General features: G+C 71.3%; 12 protein-coding genes. 10 read left to right on the forward strand and 2 right to left on the reverse strand.

Features of this window, described 5'->3' with window-relative positions; genetic code table 11:
- Positions 1-12: 12 nt before the first annotated feature.
- Together BGO45_RS15445 and BGO45_RS15450 are read right to left on the reverse strand one after the other, a co-directional pair.
- Positions 13-1,521, reverse strand: a complete 1,509-nt coding sequence (locus BGO45_RS15445) for a sodium:solute symporter family protein (RefSeq protein ID WP_292695850.1) — start codon at positions 1,519-1,521, stop codon at positions 13-15.
- 320 nt (positions 1,522-1,841) lie between these two features.
- Positions 1,842-2,492: a TetR/AcrR family transcriptional regulator gene (locus BGO45_RS15450; RefSeq protein WP_292695852.1), complete on the reverse strand. Its 651-nt coding sequence runs from the start codon at positions 2,490-2,492 to the stop codon at positions 1,842-1,844.
- An 86-nt stretch (positions 2,493-2,578) separates the two neighbouring features.
- Between BGO45_RS15450 and BGO45_RS15455 the strand changes: the two genes are divergently transcribed.
- From BGO45_RS15455 to BGO45_RS15500, 10 genes are all read left to right on the forward strand, one after another.
- Complete coding sequence (locus BGO45_RS15455; RefSeq protein ID WP_292695854.1) at positions 2,579-3,418, forward strand: urea amidolyase associated protein UAAP1; 840 nt, start codon at positions 2,579-2,581, stop codon at positions 3,416-3,418.
- Between the two features lie 12 nt (positions 3,419-3,430).
- A complete protein-coding gene (locus BGO45_RS15460) occupies positions 3,431-4,111 on the forward strand; it encodes an urea amidolyase associated protein UAAP2 (RefSeq protein WP_292695858.1) in 681 nt (226 codons plus the stop codon).
- The gene (uca, locus tag BGO45_RS15465) at positions 4,108-7,710 is read left to right on the forward strand and encodes an urea carboxylase (RefSeq protein ID WP_292695933.1); all 3,603 of its coding nucleotides are present in this window, start codon (positions 4,108-4,110) and stop codon (positions 7,708-7,710) included. The genes BGO45_RS15460 and uca overlap by 4 nt, the downstream gene beginning before the upstream one ends.
- The gene (locus tag BGO45_RS15470) at positions 7,707-9,377 is read left to right on the forward strand and encodes an allophanate hydrolase (RefSeq protein WP_292695860.1); all 1,671 of its coding nucleotides are present in this window, start codon (positions 7,707-7,709) and stop codon (positions 9,375-9,377) included. Before uca ends, BGO45_RS15470 begins: the two co-directional genes overlap by 4 nt.
- The gene (locus tag BGO45_RS15475; RefSeq protein WP_292695862.1) at positions 9,374-10,204 is read left to right on the forward strand and encodes an MBL fold metallo-hydrolase; all 831 of its coding nucleotides are present in this window, start codon (positions 9,374-9,376) and stop codon (positions 10,202-10,204) included. Before BGO45_RS15470 ends, BGO45_RS15475 begins: the two co-directional genes overlap by 4 nt.
- A gap of 46 nt (positions 10,205-10,250) precedes the next feature.
- Positions 10,251-11,006: a 5-oxoprolinase subunit PxpA gene (locus BGO45_RS15480; protein ID WP_292695864.1), complete on the forward strand. Its 756-nt coding sequence runs from the start codon at positions 10,251-10,253 to the stop codon at positions 11,004-11,006.
- Positions 11,003-12,571: a 5-oxoprolinase/urea amidolyase family protein gene (locus BGO45_RS15485; protein ID WP_292695867.1), complete on the forward strand. Its 1,569-nt coding sequence runs from the start codon at positions 11,003-11,005 to the stop codon at positions 12,569-12,571. Before BGO45_RS15480 ends, BGO45_RS15485 begins: the two co-directional genes overlap by 4 nt.
- Positions 12,572-12,840: 269 nt before the next feature.
- Complete coding sequence (gene rpoB, locus BGO45_RS15490; protein ID WP_292695870.1) at positions 12,841-16,335, forward strand: DNA-directed RNA polymerase subunit beta; 3,495 nt, start codon at positions 12,841-12,843, stop codon at positions 16,333-16,335.
- A 41-nt stretch (positions 16,336-16,376) separates the two neighbouring features.
- Positions 16,377-20,252: a DNA-directed RNA polymerase subunit beta' gene (gene rpoC, locus BGO45_RS15495; protein ID WP_292695872.1), complete on the forward strand. Its 3,876-nt coding sequence runs from the start codon at positions 16,377-16,379 to the stop codon at positions 20,250-20,252.
- Between the two features lie 173 nt (positions 20,253-20,425).
- A complete protein-coding gene (locus BGO45_RS15500; protein WP_292695875.1) occupies positions 20,426-21,025 on the forward strand; it encodes a hypothetical protein in 600 nt (199 codons plus the stop codon).
- Positions 21,026-21,046 lie beyond the last annotated feature (21 nt).

Consider the following 21,046-nt stretch of genomic DNA (forward strand, 5'->3'; position numbering starts at 1 on the left):
TGGGATCCAAAGTCATGCGGGAACCTCGACCTTCTCCGACGCCTCGCGCTCGGCGGCGAGGTCGGCGAGGACCGCCGCCTCCCGGTCGAGCTCCGACGTGTGCCGCGGCACCGCGAAGGCCAGCACCACGTAGGTGCCGAACCCGACGAGCGTCGAGACGAGCGTCGCCCAGCCGTCGAAGTCCGCCCCGACCAGGTCGTTCGGGATGTACAGGATGTCGTTCGGCACGCCGTACAGCGTCGGGGTGAGGGCCAGCAGCGTCATGCGGACGACGAAGCCGACCGCCATGGCGCCGAGGGCGGCGACGGCGCCCGGCCGCTTCCAGAACACCCCGATCACGAACGGCGCCGCGAGGCACGCGAGCATGAGGTCGAAGGCGAGGGTGAGCAGGATGCCGGTCTGGCTGACGCGGATCGCGAGGAAGGCGCCGGCGATCACGAACGGGATCATCGCGAGACGCGTCCAGCGCAGCAGCGGGTCGGGGCCGGTTCCGGTGTGGCGGCGGACCGTGAAGATGTTGCGCACGGCGATCGCCGAGGTGGCCAGCATCGCGCCGGACGCGGTCGAGAACGACGCGGCGACGATGCCCGACAGGACGAGGATCGCGATGATGGGCGGGGCGTAGTCGCCGAGCAGCTGGTACAGCACGGGACCGTTCTCGACGGAGAGTCCGAGGGTCGACGACACGCTCAGGGCGACGATGGCGAAGACGGATCCGATGGCGGCGGTGAGGCCGGCGGCGATGAAGCACGAGCGCTGCGCGACCGTGGGGCTCTTCGCGCCGAAGATGCGCTGCATGAAGTCGATCGCGACGATGTCGCCGATGGCGAGCGAGATCAGCGTGGCCCAGTTGATCGGGGCCCCGGCGGCGGGGTCGGTGAGCTGCTGGAGGTCGAGGGGTCCCATGCCCTCGGGGATCACGATCCCGTACGAGAGCGCGACCCACCCCAGCAGGACGATGGCCGCCACGACGGTGATCGTGGTCTGGATCGCCGCGGTGTAGGCATCCGAGAACAGGCCGCCGGCGACCGTGTACGCGAGAACGAGGACGACGGCGAGCACCACGCCCCACGCGTAGGGGATGTTCGCGAAGCGCTCGAGGAGGAAGCCGCAGGCGACGAGATTGCCGGCCAGGAGGAACGTGAACGACACGATCATCAGGACGGATGCCAGCAGCTCCACGGGGCGTCCGTACCGCAGGCGGAAGAAGTCGCCGAGGGTGAACAGCTTCATGCCGTTCATCCGCTTGGCGAGGAAGAGTCCGGTCAGCAGGAGGCAGACCGCGAGGCCGATGGCGAGCGACGCTCCCGACCAGAAGCCGAACTGCGACGTGAGGTCGGTGTTGCCGACCGTCGCATTGGCGTCGACGGCGGCGGCGGTGAGGCTGACGGCGACGAGCGGGACGCCGAGGCGGCGCCCGGCGACGAGGTAGTTCGCGCTGTCGCCGTCGACCTTGCGCGCGACGACGATGCCGACGACGAGGATGAGGACGACGCTCAGGGCGACTCCGAAGATGATCATGGGCGGGCTCCCGGCGATGAGGGGCGAATAGGGTTTCTGTTGCCTGACAGAAAGACTCCGCTCGCCGGCGTTCGCCGTGGTTTCGCCCGTGTAAAAGGCGCGTGAAATCGCCCGCGGCGCGGGGGGTGGCATCCCGAGCCGCCGGGCCGGGCTGTCGGGCGCGCGCTGCCGGCCTCAACTGCCGATAAACGCGATCCACGGCGAGAAACGTGACGACGTCCCGTTTCTGGTCGTCGATCGCGTTTATCGCGCACTGGGCCCCTGACCCCGGGCGGCGACGACTAGGCCCCCGACCCAGGGCGGCGCGTAGAGCTCCGGCCTCAGCCCAGCGCCGACAGCACCCCGGGGCCCAGCGCGGTCGCGCGCTCGCGCGTCGCGGCATCCAGGTCGAGCACGCGCAGCGCGGCGGCGGCGATGGTCTCGGCATCCAGGGGGGTCGCCTCACCGCCCTTGCGCTGCAGGATCACGCTCTCCACCAGCGCCAGCACGAGGGAGGCGCCGGCTGCCGCGGCAGCGACGCCGCACGCGGCCACGAGCGTGCGGTAGGTCGTCTCGAGCTCGCTCCGGCGTTCGCGGAACGGCTCGAACGCCGCGTCCGACACCTCGGGCAGCAGGTACAGCGCGCCGGTGTTGTGCGGGGCCTCGGCGAGGAGTGTGACGTCGGAGACGCACAGGGCCCACAGCCGCGCGGCGGGGTCCTCGTCGCGGGCGAGCAGCTGCGCTGCGACATCGAGTGAGGGCTGCACGGTGTCGAGCAGCAGCGCGAGCAGGATGTCCTGCTTCCGCGCGAAGTGGTGGTAGAGCGTGGCCTGGCGGATGCCGGCGGCCTCGGCGATCGCGTGCGTGCTGGCCGAGGCGTACCCCCGCGTGCCGAAGAGGGCGGCCGCGGCGGCGAGGACGTCGGCCCGGGTGCCGAGCCCGGTGGGCGACAACCCGGAGGCGCGGGGTCGTCCGGTTCGGGTGGCGGCCATGCGCTCCACCGTACCCGGGGGCCGTGTAACGCCGCCGAAACGCACGCCTGGTCTAATACCTGTCAAGCGACAGAAAGAGGCTGCACATGGAAGGTCGTGTCGACGCTCTCGGCAACGTGGGGCGCGCCCGTGAGGACGCTCGTGCCCGCGCGGCGCAGTCGGACTGGATGCCGTATCTCCCGCCCTCGGCGGCGCCCTTCGCGCCGGAGGGGGTCGCCGAGGGCGATCTGCGCTGGGCCGAGACGGTGGCCCCCGGCGGCTACACGCACCTGCGCGTGGCCCGCGGCACGCGGATCCGCTTCACGGATCCCAGCGGCGACGCCTGCGCCACCGTGCTCCTCTTCAACGCCGTCGAGCCCGGCGAACGGCTCAACGTCGCGGACACGCAGAAGATCCCGTGGCAGGCGTACCTCGGCGAGGGGCACCCGCTGCTCTCGGGCGACGGCCGCGTCCTCGCGACGATCGTCGCCGACAGCTCCGGCCGCCACGACGCCTTCTGCGGCACGACGAGCGACGCGGCCGCCATCGAGCGGTACGGCGACGCCGCGCCCGAGGGGCCGTCGCCGTCGGGCCACGGCCTGCTCCGGCTCGCCGCGAGCAAGCACGGGCTGACCGCGCGAGACCTCCCGCCCGCGGTGTCGTTCTTCCAGGGCGTGCGCGCGAACCCCGACGGCGACCTCGAGTGGCTCGGCTCCGCCGGCCCGGGCGCCTCGATCGAGCTCGTCGCGGAGCTGCCGTTGATCGTCCTGGTCGCGAACGTCCCGCACCCGCTCGACCCCCGCGAGGACTACATCGTGGGTCCGCTGCAGATCACCGCGTGGGCGTCGCAGCCCACCGGCGAGGGGGATGCCGTGTTCTCCCTCACCCCCGAGCGCGAACGCGCCTACCGCAACAGCATCACGTACGCCGCCCTGGCCGGGCTCTGAGCTGGAGTCGTCATGATCACCACCGTTCCCGAACGTCCCGTCCACGCCGACGGTGTCCCCCTCGACTGGTCCGAGCCGCTGGTCGCCGGCGAGATCGTGCTCGACGAGCAGGTCGCACCGCGTGGGCCGTGGTCGGGCATCGTCCGCGCCGGCGACGTCCTCACGATCGTCGATGTGGGCGGCAACCAGTCCGCCGACTTCCTCGTCTACGCCGCCGACGACACCGACGAGCGCTACAGCGCCGCCGACACGATCGCGTGGCAGCGCAACGTCTACGTCCGTACCGGCACGGTGCTGCGCAGCAACCTCGGCCGCCCGCTGATGACGGTGGTCGGCAACGAGGTCGACCGGCAGGACACGATCGGCGGCGCGTGCAGCAAGGAGTCGAACACCCTCCGGTACGGCCACCACACCCTCTATCAGCACGGCTGCCGAGAGAACTTCCTCGCCGAGGCCGCGCGCTACGGCCTGGGCGCCCGCGACCTCGTGTCGAACCTCAACTGGTTCATGAACGTCCCGGTTGAGGAGGACGGGTCGCTCGGCATCGTCGACGGCATGTCGGCGCCCGGCAAGCGCGTGGCGCTCCGCGCCGAGCGCGACGTGCTCGTGATCGTGTCGAACTGCCCCCAGATGAACAACCCGTGCAACGACTTCAGCTGCACGCCGCTGCGCATGGTGGTGACGCGCCCGTGACCGGTTTCGACACGCTCCTCGTCGCCAACCGCGGCGAGATCGCCCGCCGCATCCTGCGCTCCGCCCGCGAGCGCGGGCTCCGCACGGTCGCGGTGTTCTCCGACGCCGACCGCGCGGCTCCCCACGTCCGCGAGGCCGACGAGGCGGTGCGCCTCGGTCCCGCTCCCGCCGCGGAGTCGTACCTGCGCATCGACGCGATCCTCGACGCCGCCCGCGCGACCGGCGCCGGTGCGATCCACCCCGGCTACGGGTTCCTCGCCGAGAACGCCGACGCGGCACGCGCCGTCGAGGCGGCGGGCCTCGCGTGGGTCGGGCCGACGCCCGAGCAGCTCGAGGCCTTCGGGCTGAAGCACCGCGCGCGGGCGCTGGCCGAGGCGGCGGGCGTGCCGCTCCTCCCCGGTACCGGTGTGCTGGAGTCGGCCTCCGAGGCCGAGGCCGCGGCATCCGTCATCGGCTACCCCGTGATGCTCAAGGCCACCGGCGGCGGCGGCGGGATCGGCATGCGGGTGTGCGCGGATGCCGCCGAGCTCCGCGCCGCGTACGACGCGGTGGTGCGTCAGGCGGCGGCGAGCTTCGGCACGCCCGGGGTGTTCCTGGAGAAGTTCGTGCGCCCCGCGCGTCACGTCGAGGTGCAGCTCTTCGGTGACGGCGCGGGCCGCGTCGCGGTCCTCGGCGACCGCGACTGCTCGCTGCAGCGCCGCAACCAGAAGGTCGTCGAGGAGGCCCCGGCGCCGGGACTCCCGTCGGAAGTCCGCGCGGAACTCCACCGCACGGCCGCGGCGCTCGCCGCCGACATCCGCTACCGCTCCGCCGGCACCGCGGAGTTCGTGTACGACCCGATCGCCGAGCGCGCCTACTTCCTCGAGGTCAACGCGCGCCTGCAGGTCGAGCACCCCGTCACCGAGGCGGTGTTCGGCGTGGACCTCGTGGGTCTCATGCTCGACCTCGCCGGCGGCGGCCCCGCCGCGCTGCCCGAGGCCCTGTTCGACGGTCCGCTCGAGCCCCGCGGTCACGCCGTCGAGGCGCGCATCTACGCCGAGGACGCCGACCGGGGCAACACCCCCTCGACGGGGCTCGTCACCGCCGTCAGCTGGCCCGAGGGCGACGGCATCCGCGTCGACTCCTGGGTCGAGGCGGGCAGCGAGGTGTCGCCGTTCTACGACCCGCTGCTCGGCAAGGTCATCACCTTCGCCGACGACCGTGACGCAGCGCTCGACCGGCTCTCCGCCGCCCTCGCCGACACGCGCGTGGACGGCATCGTCACCGGTGCCGGGATGATCCGCGAGATCGTGAACGACCCGCGCGTCCGCGCCGCCACCCACGACACCGGGACCCTCGACGACGCGCGCGACCCCGATCCGCGCATCGACGTGGTGGATGCCGGCATGCTCACGACCGTGCAGGACCTCCCCGGACGCGTCGGCTACTGGAAGGTCGGCGTCCCGCCGTCCGGACCCATGGATGCCGTGTCCTTCCGCGAGGCCAACCTCGCCGTCGGCAACCCCGAGGGGGCGGCGGGCCTGGAGATCACGCTCACCGGTCCGACCCTGCGTTTCAGCGAGGCCTCGGTGGTCGCCGTCACCGGTGCGCCGGCCCCGGTGGAGCTCGACGGCGCGCCCGTCGCGCAGTGGGAGCCGGTCGAGGTCCCCGCGGGCGGCGTGCTGCGCATCGGCACCGCCGCCGGCCCCGGCATGCGCGTCTTCCTCGCCGTGCGCGGCGGCATCGACGTTCCCGAGTACCTCGGGAGCGCGTCGACTTTCACGCTCGGCGGTTTCGGCGGGCACGGCGGTCGCGCGCTCGTGACCGGCGACGTGCTGCGCCCCGGCACGGCGGCGTCCGCCGCGCCCGCGCCGACGCCCGCGGAACGCCGCCCGCACCTCGATACGACGTGGGTGCTCGCGGTGACCGAGGGGCCGCACGGCGCCCCCGAGTTCTTCACGCGCGCCGACATCGACGCCCTGTACTCCGCGGAGTACCGCGTCCAGGTCAACTCCGCCCGCACCGGCGTGCGCCTCACCGGCCCGAAGCCGGCGTGGGCGCGCACCGACGGCGGCGAGGCGGGGCTCCACCCGTCCAACATCCACGACACGCCCTACGCCGTCGGCGCGCTCGATTTCACCGGCGACACCCCCGTGCTCCTCGGCCCCGACGGACCGAGCCTCGGCGGCTTCGTGTGCCCGGTGGTCGTGGCGTCCGGGGATCTGTGGAAGCTCGGACAGCTGCGGCCGGGAGACGTCGTGCGGTTCGCGCCGGTCCGGGAAGCGGATGCCGCGACCCTCGACCCGGCGGTCGCCGCCCCCGCGCTCGTGGGGACCGGCGACGGCGACGACGGCGTGATCGCGATGCGCGACGCGGAGGTCGAGGGGGAGCGCGTCCTCCGCCCGCGGACCACGTACCGCCGCGACGGCGACGACAACGTCCTCGTCGAGTTCGGCGACCAGGTGCTCGACCTGGGCCTGCGCATGCGCGTGCACGCGCTGCAGGAACGCCTCGCCGAGGAGGCGCCGAAGGGCATCCTCGACGTCACCCCCGGCATCCGGTCCCTCCAGGTGCACACGGATGCCTCGGTGCTGCGCGCGTCGCAGCTCGTCGGGCTGCTGCGCGAGCTCGATGACGACCTGCCGCCCACGTCCGAGCTCGTGGTGCCGTCGCGCGAGGTGCGCCTGCCGCTGTCGTGGGACGATCCCGCCACGCGGCTCGCGATCGAGCGGTACATGGCCGGGGTCCGCGACGACGCTCCGTGGACGCCGTGGAACATCGAGTTCATCCGCCGCATCAACGGTCTCGACAGCGTCGACGACGTGTACCGCACCGTGTTCGACGCGCAGTACCTCGTGATGGGGCTCGGCGACGTGTACCTCGGCGCGCCAGTGGCGACGCCGCTGGACCCGCGCCACCGCCTCGTCACGACGAAGTACAACCCGGCGCGCACGTGGACGGCCGAGAACTCCGTCGGCATCGGCGGGGCGTACATGTGCATCTACGGCATGGAGGGCCCCGGCGGCTACCAGTTCGTCGGCCGCACCGTGCAGATCTGGAACCGCTTCCGCCGTGGCGGGCTGTTCACCGAGAACCCGTGGGCGCTGCGGTTCTTCGACCGCATCCGCTGGTACCCCGTGTCGGCCGAGGAGCTCCTCGACCTCCGGACGGACGTGGATGCCGGGCGCGGGAGCTTCGAGACCGTCGAGGGCGAGTTCGCGCTCGCCGAGTACGAGCGCTTCCTCGCCGACGAGGCCCCCGGGATCGCGGCGTTCCGCGAACGTCAGCGCCGCGCCTTCGACGAGGAGCGCGAGAGGTGGCGGGCGAGCGGCGAATTCGACCGCGTCGACGAGGCGCCGGCCGCGGCGCCGACCGCGGGCCGCGCGCTGCCGCCCGGCACGGTGGGGGTGACCGCGCCCTTCGCCGCCGCGGTCTGGAGAGTGGATGCCGCCCAGGGGGCGTCCGTGCAGAAGGAAGAGAAGATGATCGTGCTGGAGGCCATGAAGATGGAGACCCCGATCGGGTCGCCGGTGACGGGGACCGTCGCCGAGGTGTTCGTCCGTCCGGGCGAGACCGTCGCCGCCGGTCAGCTCCTTGCCGCCGTGGCGGTGGACGCGTGAGCGCCGTCGAGCGGGTCCGCGCCGCGTACGCCCGGATGCGCGAGGTCGACCGCCCCGAGGTGTGGATCACGGTCCGCGACGAGGACGACGCGCTCGCCGAGGCGGCCGAGGTCGACCTCGGCGTCGCCGCCGGGGAGCGCCTGCCGCTGGCCGGCACGGTCGTCGCGGTCAAGGACAACATCGACGTCGAGGGGATGTCGACGACGGCCGGGAGCCGCGCCTACGCGTACCGCCCCGAGCGCGACGCGACCGCCGTCGCGCGGCTGCGTGCCGCGGGCGCCGTGGTGATCGGCAAGACCAACCTCGATCAGTTCGCCACGGGCCTCGTGGGGACCCGCAGCCCGTTCGGCGCCGTCCGCAACGCGTGGGACCCGACGCGGATCTCGGGCGGTTCCAGCTCGGGCTCTGCCGTGGCGGTGGCCCTCGGGATCGTCGACCTCGCGCTCGGCACGGACACCGCCGGTTCCGGACGCGTCCCCGCGGCGCTCAACGGCATCGTGGGGGTCAAGCCGACGGTGGGGCTCGTCCCCGCGACCGGCGTCGTGCCCGCGTGCCGCACCCTCGACTGCGTCACCGTGTTCGCACGGGGCCTGTCCGACGCCCGCGCGGCGGCCGAGATCATGGCCGGGCCCGACGGGATCGATCCGCTGGGACGTGACGACCGCCCGGAGCCGCCGCTGGACGCGCGTCCGCGCGTGGCCGTGCCGACCGCCGCGCACCTCGCGGGCCTCGCCGACGGCTGGGCCGAGGCGTTCGCCGGGGTCGTCGCCGCGCTCGCCGCCTCGGGCGTCGAGATCGTCGAGGTCGACATCGCGCCGCTCCTCGAAGCAGCGTCCCTCCTCTACGGCGGCGCCTTCGTGGCCGAGCGCACGGCGGCCGTGGGCGACTTCATCGCCGCCCACCCCGAGCTCGTGGGCACCGACCTCGACCCCACGGTCGCCGGGATCGTGCTCGCGGGGGCCGAGGCGCGAGCCGCGGACTACTTCCGGGACCGCGAGCGTCTCGACCGCCTGGGTGCCGAGGGGCTCCGCCGACTCGAGGGGACGGTGGCCCTTCTCACGCCCACGACCACGTGGCATCCCACCCTCGACGAGGTCGCCGCCGACCCGGTCGGCGCGAACAGTCGCATGGGCCGGTACACGAACTTCGCGAACCTGCTCGACCGCAGCGCCCTCGCCGTCCCGGCCGGGGTCGTCGGCGGCCGGGCATTCGGCGTCATGCTCACGGGCGCCCCGTTCGCCGACCGCACGCTCGCGCAGCTCGCCGAGCGCATCCAGGCGCCGTCCGTCGATCTCCTCGTCGTGGGTGCGCACCTGCGCGGACAGCCGCTGAACCACCAGCTCGTCGCCGCCGGCGGGACGTTCGTCGCCGAGGTCGAGACCGCCGCGCAGTACCGGCTGTACGCCCTCGACACGGTTCCGCCGAAGCCGGGCCTCGCCCGCGCGGCCGACGGCGGCGCCGCGATCGCGGGGGAGGTGTGGCGGCTCCCGGCCGCCGGGTTCGGACGCTTCGTCGCGGATCTGCCCGCGCCCATGGGGATCGGTTCCGCCGTCCTCGCGGACGGGTCGAGCGTCACCGGATTCCTGTGCGAGGCCGTCGCGCTCGAGGGCGCGACCGACATCACCGCGCACGGCGGATGGCGCGCGTACCGGGCGGCGACGGCATGAGCTCGTCGATCGTCGATCACGCGGACCTTCCGCCGCTGCGGCTGAGCGGGCGGCCGCGGCACCTCGTGCCCATGGTCGTGGGGTACGAGCCGATCGCGGAGGCGACGTCCCTCGACGGAGGCAGCCGGTTCCGGTTCCTCATGGAGCCGGTGACGGCCGTGGCGGTCGTGTTCGACGAGGGGTGGGTGCTCGTCGACGGCGGGTTCGACCCGGCGCGCATCCGCGACCGCGCCACGCGCACGGCATCCTTCGACTACGAGAACTACACGCCGATCGTCCCTCCCGGCGACCCGCTGGTCGACCAGATCGCCGAGGCCGGGCTCGACCTCGCCGACCTCGCGGCTGCGCTGCTCACGCACGCGCACTTCGATCACACCGGCGCCGCCCGCCTGCTCGCGCCCGATCAGCCGCTGCTGCTCCAGCGACGGGAGTGGCAGCACGTCAACGAGACGACCGACGCGCGGGGGAACTTCCTGTTCCGGGGCGACCTCGACCGCGACGGCCTCACGCTCGGCCTCCTCGACGGCGACACGCCGCTGGCCGCGGGTCTCGCCGCGATCGACACGTCCGGACACACCCCGGGACACCAGTCGTTCGTCGTGGAGCTGCCGGAGCGCACGGTCGTCCTCGCCGGAGACGCCGCGGACCTGCTCGACAACATCGAACGCGAGGTCCGCTGCGGTTCGACGGTGGGCGCGGACGGCCCCGCCCTCGCCGACCGCGCGATCTCCCGCCTGGCATCCCTCCATCGCGCCCCGTCGTCCGAGGTCTGGCCCGCCCACGACCCCGACTTCCCGGTGTGGTCCGCGATCGTCCGCTCCCGCTGACCCGCGCCGCGCGCTTCCCCGAACCCGAGGAGCCGACGCGAGTAGCGTGAAGAGCGTGGACCTCAACGCCGACCTGGGAGAGACCGTCGACGGGATGCCGACCGCCGACGACGAGGCCATGTTCGCGCTCGTCAGCAGCGCCAACGTCGCGTGCGGAGGGCACGCGGGCGACGACGCCTCGATGCGGGCCTCCGTCGAGCGCGCGACGCGCTTCGGTGTCGCGATCGGCGCCCACCCCGCGTACGAGGACCGCGCGAACTTCGGCCGCGTCCGCCGCGACCCGTCCGCCGCCGAACTGCGCGAGAGCGTCGCCCGGCAGCTCGACGCCCTCGAGGCCGCCGGCGCCGACCTGCGCTACGTGAAACCCCACGGCGCGCTGTACCACGCGGTCTCCGCCGACCCGGTGCAGGCCGCCGCGGTCGTCGCCGCGATCGCCGACCACTCGGCCCGTCTCGGCCGAGTGCTGTCGGTGCTCGGTCTCCCGGGCGCGATCGTCGAGGCCGCGGCATCCGCGGGCCTGCCCTTCGTGCGCGAGGCGTTCCTCGACCGCGGGTACACCGCCGACGGCGGGCTGGTGCCCCGCGACCGGCCCGGAGCGCTGATCGACGACCCGGCCCTCGTCGCCGACCGCGCGCTGCGTCTCGCCCTCGACGGAGCGGTGGACACCGTCGACGGCACGTCGATCACGGTGGATGCCGCGTCCCTGTGCCTGCACGGAGACACCCCCGCCGCGGTCGCGATGGCCCGGGCGGTGCGCGCCGCGCTCGACGACGCAGGGATAGAGGTACGCGCGCCGTGGTGACCCTGCGGCCGATGGGGGAGCGGGCGCTGCTCGCCGAGGTCGACGACCTCGCCCGGGTCCTGGAGCTCCACGCCGCGCTCGCCGCGCGCCCGCCCGCGGGGATCGACGACCTGGTCCCCGCGGCCCGCACCGTGCTCGTCGCCTTCGATCCGGCCCGGATCGCCCCCGCCGCCGTGCGGGCGTGGATCCTCTCGGCCGCCACGTCGGCCCCGGATGCCGCACGGCCCGGGCCGCTCGTCGAGCTCGCGACGCGCTACGACGGCCCCGACCTCGACGAGACGGCCGCGCTGCTCGGCATCCGTCCCGCGGAGCTCGTCGCGCGGCACACCGCCGCGCTCTGGCGCGTCGCCTTTACGGGCTTCGCCCCCGGGTTCGCCTACTTGGTGAGCGACGCGTGGCCTCACGACGTCCCCCGCCTCGCGCGCCCCCGCACGCGCGTCCCCGCCGGGGCGGTGGGCCTCGCGGGCGAGTTCGCCGGCGCGTATCCCCGGGAGACCCCGGGTGGGTGGCGGCTGATCGGTACGACCGACGCCCCTCTCTTCGTCCCGGACGCCCCCCAACCGGTGCTGCTGACCCCCGGCGCGCGGGTCCGGTTCGTGCCCGAGCGTGCGCGCATCTCCGCGGCGTCGGGAGGAGATCCGGCGGACGGAGGACCGGATGCCACGCCGGCATCCTCCCCTCCCCGATTCCCCTCCGCCGCGCACGCCCCCGGGGCCCTCCGCATCCTCGCCCCGGGCGCCTTCGCCACCGTGCAGGACCTCGGCCGCCCCGGTCGCGCGGCGCTCGGCGTCGCCCGCTCCGGCGCGCTCGACCGCGCGGCCCTGCGCGTGGCCAACCGCCTCGTCGGCAACGCCGCATCCGCCGGGGGCGTCGAGATCGTGCTGGGCGGCTTCCGGGCCGTCGCCGAGCGGGACACGTGGCTCGCCGTCACGGGCGCGCTCGCCGATCTGCGGATCGACGGACGAGCGGTGGATGCCTACACCCCGCTGCTCCTCCCCGCCGGCGCCGAGCTGTCGATCGGCGTCGCGCGCGCGGGCGCCCGGTTCGTGCTCGCGGTGCGCGGCGGCGTCGCGGTGCCCGAGTCCCTCGGGTCGCGCGCGACCGACGTGCTCGCGTCGCTCGGCCCGCCCGCGCTGCGCGCCGGGGACGTGCTGCACGCGGGGGAGCCGGAGGGGCCCGTCCGGCCCGTCGACGCCTTCCCCTGGTCGGTGCCCGCGGCGACGGTCGAGGTCTCGCTCGCCCCCGGTCCGCGCGCCGACTGGTTCGTGCCCGCCGCCCTGCGGACGCTGGGAGACGCGACCTGGACCGTGTCGGGCGACGCCGATCGGGTCGGCATCCGGCTCGACGGTCCGACGCTCGCGCGCGTCCGGCACGACGAGCTGCCGAGCGAGGGCATGCGCCCCGGCGCGATCCAGGTCCCGCCGCACGGGCGCCCGGTGATCCTGCTGGCCGACGGGCCGGTCACGGGCGGGTATCCCGTGATCGCCGTGGTGACGGATGCCACCCTCGACCGCCTGGCCCAGGCGAGGCCCGGCGACCGCGTGCGATTCCGCGGGTTTCGCTAGGGTCGGAGCCGAGGATCCCCGGAGGCCGCTCGCGGTTATACCGCAGGTACGCAAAGTCGTCAAGAATCCGACTGGACACGGCGCGTCCTCCCGCGTATGCTTGGACTTTGCGCTCCTCGATTCCCCCTGCCCTCATATGGTGGTCGGCTGAGCCTGCCCGTCCCCGCTTCATCGCGGTGTGCGACTCGCAGGTTATCGGGGCAGGAACGCACTCCACCTGACGACAAGGAATCACGAGCCCCTCGCCCGGGCTTCTGGAGGTTTTTCCCTTGGCTGCTGCGAGCAACGCATCCACCACCACCCCGAAGAGCGGACGCGGCGCATCCCGCCTCTCGTTCGCGAAGATCTCCGACAAGCTGACCGTTCCCGATCTGCTCGCGCTGCAGACCGAGTCGTTCGACTGGCTGGTCGGCAACGAGGCCTGGAAGGCGCGCGTCGCCGAAGCCCAGGCCACCGGTCGCACCGATGTGCCCGAGATCAGCGGTCTCGAGGAGATCTTCGAGGAGATCTCGCCCATCGAAGACCTGAGCGAGACCATGCAGCTCTCGTTCACGAACCCGTACCTCGAGCCCGAGAAGTACTCGATCGAGGAGTGCAAGGAGCGCGGCAAGACCTACGCCGCGCCCCTGTACGTCGAGGCCGAGTTCATGAACCACCAGACCGGTGAGATCAAGACCCAGACGGTCTTCATGGGCGACTTCCCGCTCCAGACCGACAAGGGCACGTTCATCATCAACGGCACCGAGCGTGTCGTGGTGTCGCAGCTCGTGCGTTCGCCCGGCGTCTACTTCGACAAGACGCCCGACAAGACCTCCGACAAGGACATCGTGTCCGCTCGCGTGATCCCCTCGCGCGGCGCCTGGCTCGAGTTCGAGATCGACAAGCGCGACCAGGTCGGCGTGCGCATCGACCGCAAGCGCAAGCAGTCGGTCACCGTGTTCCTCAAGGCCCTGGGCCTCACCAGCGAGGACATCCTCGCCGAGTTCGCCGGCTTCGACTCGATCGAGGAGACGCTGTCCAAGGACACGATCCTCACCAAGGAAGACGCGCTCCGCGACATCTACCGCAAGCTCCGTCCGGGCGAGCAGGTCGCCGCCGAGGCCGCGCGCGCGCTGCTGGACAACTTCTACTTCAACCCGAAGCGGTACGACCTCGCCAAGGTGGGTCGCTACAAGATCAACCAGAAGCTCGGTCTCGACAAGCCGCTGTCCGACTCGGTGCTCACCGTCGACGACATCGTCGCCACGATCAAGTACCTCGTCCGCCTGCACCGCGGCGACACCGCCTTCGACGGCATCCGTCACGGGCAGCCCGCCGAGATCCGCCTGGACGTCGACGACATCGACAACTTCGGCAACCGTCGCATCCGCGCCGTCGGCGAGCTGATCCAGAACCAGGTCCGCACCGGTCTGTCGCGCATGGAGCGCGTCGTCCGCGAGCGCATGACCACGCAGGACATCGAGGCCATCACGCCCCAGACCCTGATCAACGTGCGCCCCGTCGTCGCCGCGATCAAGGAGTTCTTCGGAACGTCGCAGCTGTCGCAGTTCATGGACCAGAACAACCCGCTCGCGGGTCTGACCCACAAGCGTCGCCTCTCGGCGCTGGGCCCCGGTGGTCTGTCCCGTGAGCGCGCCGGCGTCGAGGTCCGTGACGTCCACCCCTCGCACTACGGCCGCATGTGCCCGATCGAGACGCCGGAAGGCCCGAACATCGGTCTGATCGGTTCGCTCGCCTCGTTCGCGCGCATCAACGCGTTCGGCTTCATCGAGACCCCGTACCGTCGCGTCGTCGACGGCCGCGTGACCGACCAGATCGACTACCTCACCGCGAGCGAGGAGAGCGACCACATCGTCGCCCAGGCCGGTGTCGCCCTCAAGGCCGACGGCCACTTCGTCGAGGACCGCATCCTGGCCCGCCGCGGCCAGGGTGGCGAGGTCGACCTGTTCCCCGTCGACGAGATCGGCTACATGGACGTCTCGCCGCGCCAGATGGTGTCGGTGGCGACCTCGCTCATCCCGTTCCTCGAGCACGACGACGCCAACCGCGCCCTCATGGGTGCGAACATGCAGCGCCAGGCCGTCCCGCTCGTGCGCAGCGAGTCGCCCGTCGTGGGTACCGGTATGGAGGGCTTCGCCGCGATCGACGCCGGTGACGTCGTCACGGCCGAGAAGCCGGGCGTCGTCCTGGAGGTCTCGGCCGACGTCGTGACCATCCAGCTCGACGAGGGCGGCACGCAGGACTACTTCCTGCGCAAGTTCGACCGCTCGAACCAGGGCACGTCCTACAACCAGCGCGTGGTCGTCTCGGCCGGTGAGCGGATCGAGGCCGGCGAGGTCATCGCCGACGGTCCCGCGACCGAGAACGGCGAGCTCGCCCTCGGCAAGAACCTCCTCGTGGCGTTCATGACGTGGGAGGGTCACAACTTCGAGGACGCGATCATCCTCAGCCAGGACCTCGTGAAGGACGACACCCTCTCCTCGATCCACATCGAGGAGTACGAGGTCGACGCGCGCGACACCAAGCTCGGCAAGGAGGAGATCACCCGTGACCTCCCCAACGTCAGCCCCGACCTGCTGAAGGACCTCGACGAGCGCGGCATCGTCCGCATCGGCGCCGAGGTGCGTCCCGGCGACATCCTCGTCGGCAAGGTCACGCCCAAGGGCGAGACCGAGCTGTCGGCCGAGGAGCGCCTGCTCCGCGCGATCTTCAACGAGAAGAGCCGCGAAGTCCGTGACACCTCGCTGAAGGTGCCCCACGGCGAGCAGGGCACGATCATCGCGGTCAAGGAGTTCAACGCGGAAGACGGCGACGACGAGCTCGGCTCGGGTGTCAACCGTCGCGTCGTGGTCTACATCGCCCAGAAGCGCAAGATCACCGAGGGCGACAAGCTCGCCGGACGCCACGGGAACAAGGGTGTCATCGCCAAGATCCTCCCGATCGAGGACATGCCCTTCCTCGCCGACGGCACCCCCGTCGACGTCGTGCTGAACCCGCTCGGTATCCCCGGTCGAATGAACTTCGGTCAGGTCCTGGAGCTCCACCTCGGCTGGATCGCCCAGCAGGGCTGGAAGGTCGAGGGCACGCCCGAGTGGGCCGCGCACCTGCCCGAGGTCGCCCGTGAGGCAGCCCCCGGCACCAAGGTCGCGACCCCCGTGTTCGACGGCGCCTTCGAGGACGAGATCGCGGGTCTGCTCGACTCGACGATCCCGAACCGCGACGGCGAGCGACTGATCGACTCCACCGGAAAGACCATCCTGTTCGACGGTCGTCACGGCGAGCCGTTCCCGGCGCCCATCTCGGTCGGCTACATGTACATCCTGAAGCTGCACCACCTCGTCGACGACAAGATCCACGCGCGTTCGACGGGCCCCTACTCGATGATCACCCAGCAGCCGCTCGGCGGTAAGGCCCAGTTCGGTGGCCAGCGCTTCGGTGAGATGGAGGTGTGGGCGCTCGAGGCCTACGGTGCCGCATACGCGCTGCAGGAGCTCCTCACGATCAAGTCCGACGACATCCTCGGTCGCGTCAAGGTGTACGAGGCGATCGTCAAGGGCGAGAACATCCAGGAGCCCGGCATCCCCGAGTCCTTCAAGGTGCTCATGAAGGAGATGCAGTCGCTCTGCCTGAACGTCGAGGTCCTCTCGGCCGACGGCACGGCGGTCAACCTCCGTGACACCGACGACGACGCCTTCCGCGCCGCCGAAGAGCTCGGCATCAACATCTCCAGCCGCTTCGAGTCCTCGTCCATCGACGAGATCTGACCCGGCCAGGCAACGAACAGAATTCCGACACAGGAGAACCAGTGCTCGAATCAACCACTTTCGATCAGCTTCGTATCGGCCTGGCCACCGCCGACGACATCCGTCGTTGGTCCTTCGGTGAGGTCAAGAAGCCCGAAACCATCAACTACCGCACCCTGAAGCCCGAGAAGGACGGTCTGTTCGGCGAGCAGATCTTCGGACCCTCGCGTGACTGGGAGTGCGCGTGCGGAAAGTACAAGCGCGTCCGCTTCAAGGGCATCGTCTGCGAGCGCTGCGGCGTCGAGGTCACCAAGTCCTCGGTCCGTCGTGAGCGCATGGGCCACATCGAGCTCGCCGCTCCCGTGACCCACATCTGGTACTTCAAGGGCGTGCCCTCGCGCCTCGGCTACCTGCTGGACATGGCGCCGAAGGACCTCGAGAAGGTCATCTACTTCGCTGCCTACATGGTCATCTCGGTCGACGAAGATGCTCGTCACCGCGACCTGGCGACGCAGGAGAACAACATCCGTCTCGAGCTGAAGACGCTCGGCGACCGTCGCGACTCGCGCATCGCCGCTCGCCTGGCGAAGCTGGAGGAGGAGCTCGCGGCCCTCGAGGCCGAGGGTGCCAAGGCCGACCAGAAGAAGAAGGTCAAGGACGCCGCCGAGAAGGACATGACCTCGATCCGCAAGAACGCGGACGAGCAGATCGCCAAGCTCGAGCGCGTGTGGGAGGACTTCCGCACGCTCGAGGTGGGTGCGCTCAAGCCCGAGGACGACGTCTTCCACGAGCTGCAGGACCGTTTCGGCCAGTACTTCGAGGCCCACATGGGCGCGGAGTCGATCAAGCGTCGCCTGGAGACCTTCGACCTGGCCGCCGAGTCCGAGAGCCTGCACCTGCAGATCTCCGAGGGCAAGGGTCAGCGCAAGATCCGCGCGATCAAGCGTCTGAAGGTCGTCAACTCGTTCCTGCAGACCGGCATGTCGCCGGCCTCGATGGTGCTCGACGTCGTTCCGGTGATCCCGCCGGAGCTGCGCCCGATGGTCCAGCTCGACGGTGGCCGTTTCGCCACCTCCGACCTGAACGACCTGTACCGTCGCGTGATCAACCGCAACAACCGCCTCCGTCGCCTGATCGACCTCGGTGCCCCCGAGATCATCGTCAACAACGAGAAGCGCATGCTGCAGGAGGCCGTCGACGCGCTGTTCGACAACGGCCGCCGCGGTCGTCCCGTCACCGGCACCGGCAACCGCGCCCTGAAGTCCCTGAGCGACATGCTCAAGGGAAAGCAGGGTCGTTTCCGCCAGAACCTGCTCGGCAAGCGCGTGGACTACTCGGGGCGTTCGGTCATCATCGTCGGACCCCAGCTGAAGCTGCACCAGTGCGGTCTGCCCAAGCAGATGGCGCTCGAGCTGTTCAAGCCGTTCGTGATCAAGCGTCTGATCGACCTCGGTCACTCGCAGAACATCAAGGCCGCCAAGCGTGCCGTCGAGCGCTACCGTCCCGAGGTCTGGGACGTGCTGGAAGAGATCATCCGCGAGCGTCCCGTGCTGCTGAACCGTGCACCCACCCTGCACCGTCTCGGCATCCAGGCGTTCGAGCCCCAGCTCGTCGAGGGCAAGGCGATCCAGCTGCACCCGCTCGTCTGCGCGGCGTTCAACGCCGACTTCGACGGTGACCAGATGGCCGTCCACCTGCCGCTGTCGGTCGAGGCCCAGGCCGAGGCCCGCGTCCTGATGCTCGCGTCGAACAACATCCTGAAGCCGTCCGACGGTCGCCCGGTGACCCTGCCCTCGCAGGACATGATCATCGGCCTGCACCACCTCACCACCCTCAAGGAGGGTGCCGTGGGCGAGGGCCGCGCGTTCGGTTCGGTGGGCGAGGCGATCCTGGCCAAGGACGAGGGCACCCTCGACCTGCAGGCCAAGGCGCGCATCCGCATCCCCGGCCTCACGTTCCTCGAGGGCCAGGCTCCCGAGGGCTACGAGAAGCACGGTCTCGTGGATGCCTCGCTCGGTCAGGCGATCTTCAACGACACGCTGCCCAAGGGCTACCCGTTCGTCCGCGAGCAGGCCGACAAGGGCAAGCTGTCGCAGATCGTCAACAAGCTGGCCGAGGAGTACCCCAAGGTCGAGGTCGCGGCATCGCTCGACCGGATCAAGGACGCCGGTTTCTACTGGGCCACGCGTTCGGGTGTGACGGTCGCGCTGAGCGACATCCTCACGCCCCCGAACAAGGGCGAGATCGTCGCGGGCTACGAGAAGCAGGCCGCAAAGGTCCAGGCGCAGTACGAGAAGGGTCTCACCACCGACGCCGAGCGTCGCCAGGAGCTCATCAAGATCTGGACCGAGGCCACGGATGCCGTCCAGAAGGCGATGCGCGACAACTTCCCGGCCGACAACACCATCAACCGCATGGTCTCGTCGGGTGCCCGTGGTAACTGGCTGCAGATCCGCAACATCGCGGGTATGCGAGGCCTGGTGAACAACCCCAAGGGTGAGATCATCCCGCGCCCGATCATCTCCTCGTACCGCGAGGGACTGTCGGTCGCCGAGTACTTCATCGCGACGCACGGTGCCCGTAAGGGTCTGGCCGACACGGCTCTCCGTACGGCCGACTCGGGGTACCTGACGCGTCGTCTGGTGGACGTCTCGCAGGACGTCATCATCCGCGAGGAGGACTGCGGCACGTCGAAGGGCCTCGAGCTCCCGATCGCCGCGGTCGACTCGACCGGCACCCTGGTCAAGGACGCCAACGTCGAGAACTCGGTCTTCGCCCGTACGCTCGCCACGGCGGTCGTCGACGCGCAGGGCACGGTTCTGGCGGAGGCCGGCGACGACGTGGGCGACGTGCTCATCGACAAGCTGGTCGCCGGTGGCGTCGAGACCATCAAGGTCCGCTCGGTCCTCACGTGCGACTCGGCCGTCGGTGTCTGCGCGAAGTGCTACGGCCGTTCGCTGGCCACCGGAAAGATCGTCGACATCGGCGAGGCCGTCGGCATCATCGCGGCCCAGTCGATCGGTGAGCCCGGTACCCAGCTGACGATGCGTACCTTCCACACGGGTGGTTCCGCGTCGGCCGACGACATCACGCAGGGTCTTCCCCGCGTGCAGGAGCTGTTCGAGGCGCGTACCCCCAAGGGTGCCTCGCCGATCGCGGAGGCCGACGGCCGCATCACGATCGACGAGACCGAGAAGGCCAAGAAGGTCATCCTCACGCCCGACAACGGTGACGAGCCGGTCGTCTACCCGGTCCTGAAGCGCGCGACCCTCCTCGTCGAGGACGGTCAGCACGTCAAGGTCGGCGAGCCCCTCCAGGTCGGAACGCTCGACCCCAAGGAGGTCATGCGCGTGCAGGGCGCCCGCGAGGTGCAGAAGTACCTCGTGAACGGCGTCCAGGGCGTGTACCGCTCGCAGGGTGTGCCGATCCACGACAAGCACATCGAGGTCATCGTGCGTCAGATGCTGCGCAAGGTCACGGTCGTCGACCACGGTGACACCGACCTGCTGCCCGGTGAGCTGGTGGACTTCAAGCGCTACCAGACCATCAACCGCGAGACGGTCGGCGAGGGCAAGCGCCCCGCGTCGGGTCGTCCCGAGCTGATGGGTATCACCAAGGCGTCGCTCGCGACCGAGTCGTGGCTGTCGGCGGCATCGTTCCAGGAGACCACCCGCGTCCTGACGCAGGCGGCCATGGAGGGCAAGAGCGACCCGCTCGTCGGCCTCAAGGAGAACGTCATCATCGGAAAGCTCATCCCCGCCGGAACCGGACTTGCGAAGTACCGCAACGTCACGGTCGAGGCGACGGAGGAGGCCAAGAGCGAGCGGTACCCCAACCGCATCTTCGCCTCGGACGGCGCGTACAGCGACGCCGACCTGAGCTACGTCGATTTCGACAGTTTCTCGACGGACGACTTCACGCCCGGCACCTACAACTGAGTGAGACGGATGCCACGCCCCGGCGCGGCATCCTGATCCCCGAAGGCCCCCGGCTCGCGCCGGGGGCCTTCGGCGTGCCCGGCGCGTTTCCGACGGATGACGTGTCGGGGCCTCGGCGTGTCGCCACGCCGACGCGCCGGGGTGGGTCGCCTACCGTGGACGGGGAGGGATGGATGGCTCGAGTCGCGGGACGCAACGTCTGGATCGCGTGGCCGGTGGGCGTGCTGTGCGCCGCCGTGGTCGCGGTCCTCGCGATGCTCGCCGCCCCGGGGGTTCCGGGCGCGGTGACGTTCGTCGGCGACACGTTGCGGACCGGGACGACGACGCCGGCGTGGACGGACGCGCCGCGGGTCCCGGGGCCGGCGACCACGTGCCGCGATCTGTACACGCAGCCGATGTGGTCCGAGCTCGTGTGGTCGCCCGAGGCTCTGCTCACCCAGCGCCACAGTGGTGCGCGCTCGACCCCCGAGGCGGTGGCGGCCGCGGCGTCGACGCCGGTGATCACGTGCCACTGGCGCGGGGACTCGGGGCGGTGGCTCGAGACGAGCGTGGCCACGGTCTCGGCGGAGGGTGCCGCCGCCGTGGTGGCGACGCTGAGCGGTCAGGGCTTCACGTGCGCGTCCGAGGGTGACACGGAGCACTGCGAGCGCGCGGTCGGTGACGCGGTCGAGGTGCACGACCTCCGCGGCGACCGGTGGGTGTCGTCCACCTTCTCGGGGTGGATGCCGGACGGATACGTCGCGGTCGTGGCATCCCGTGCCTTCGGCGAGTAGTCCGCAGCGGTACCGTCGCCG

Origin of the sequence: Microbacterium sp. 71-36, assembly GCF_001898305.1 — a bacterium.
Classification (GTDB): Bacteria; Actinomycetota; Actinomycetes; order Actinomycetales; family Microbacteriaceae; genus Microbacterium.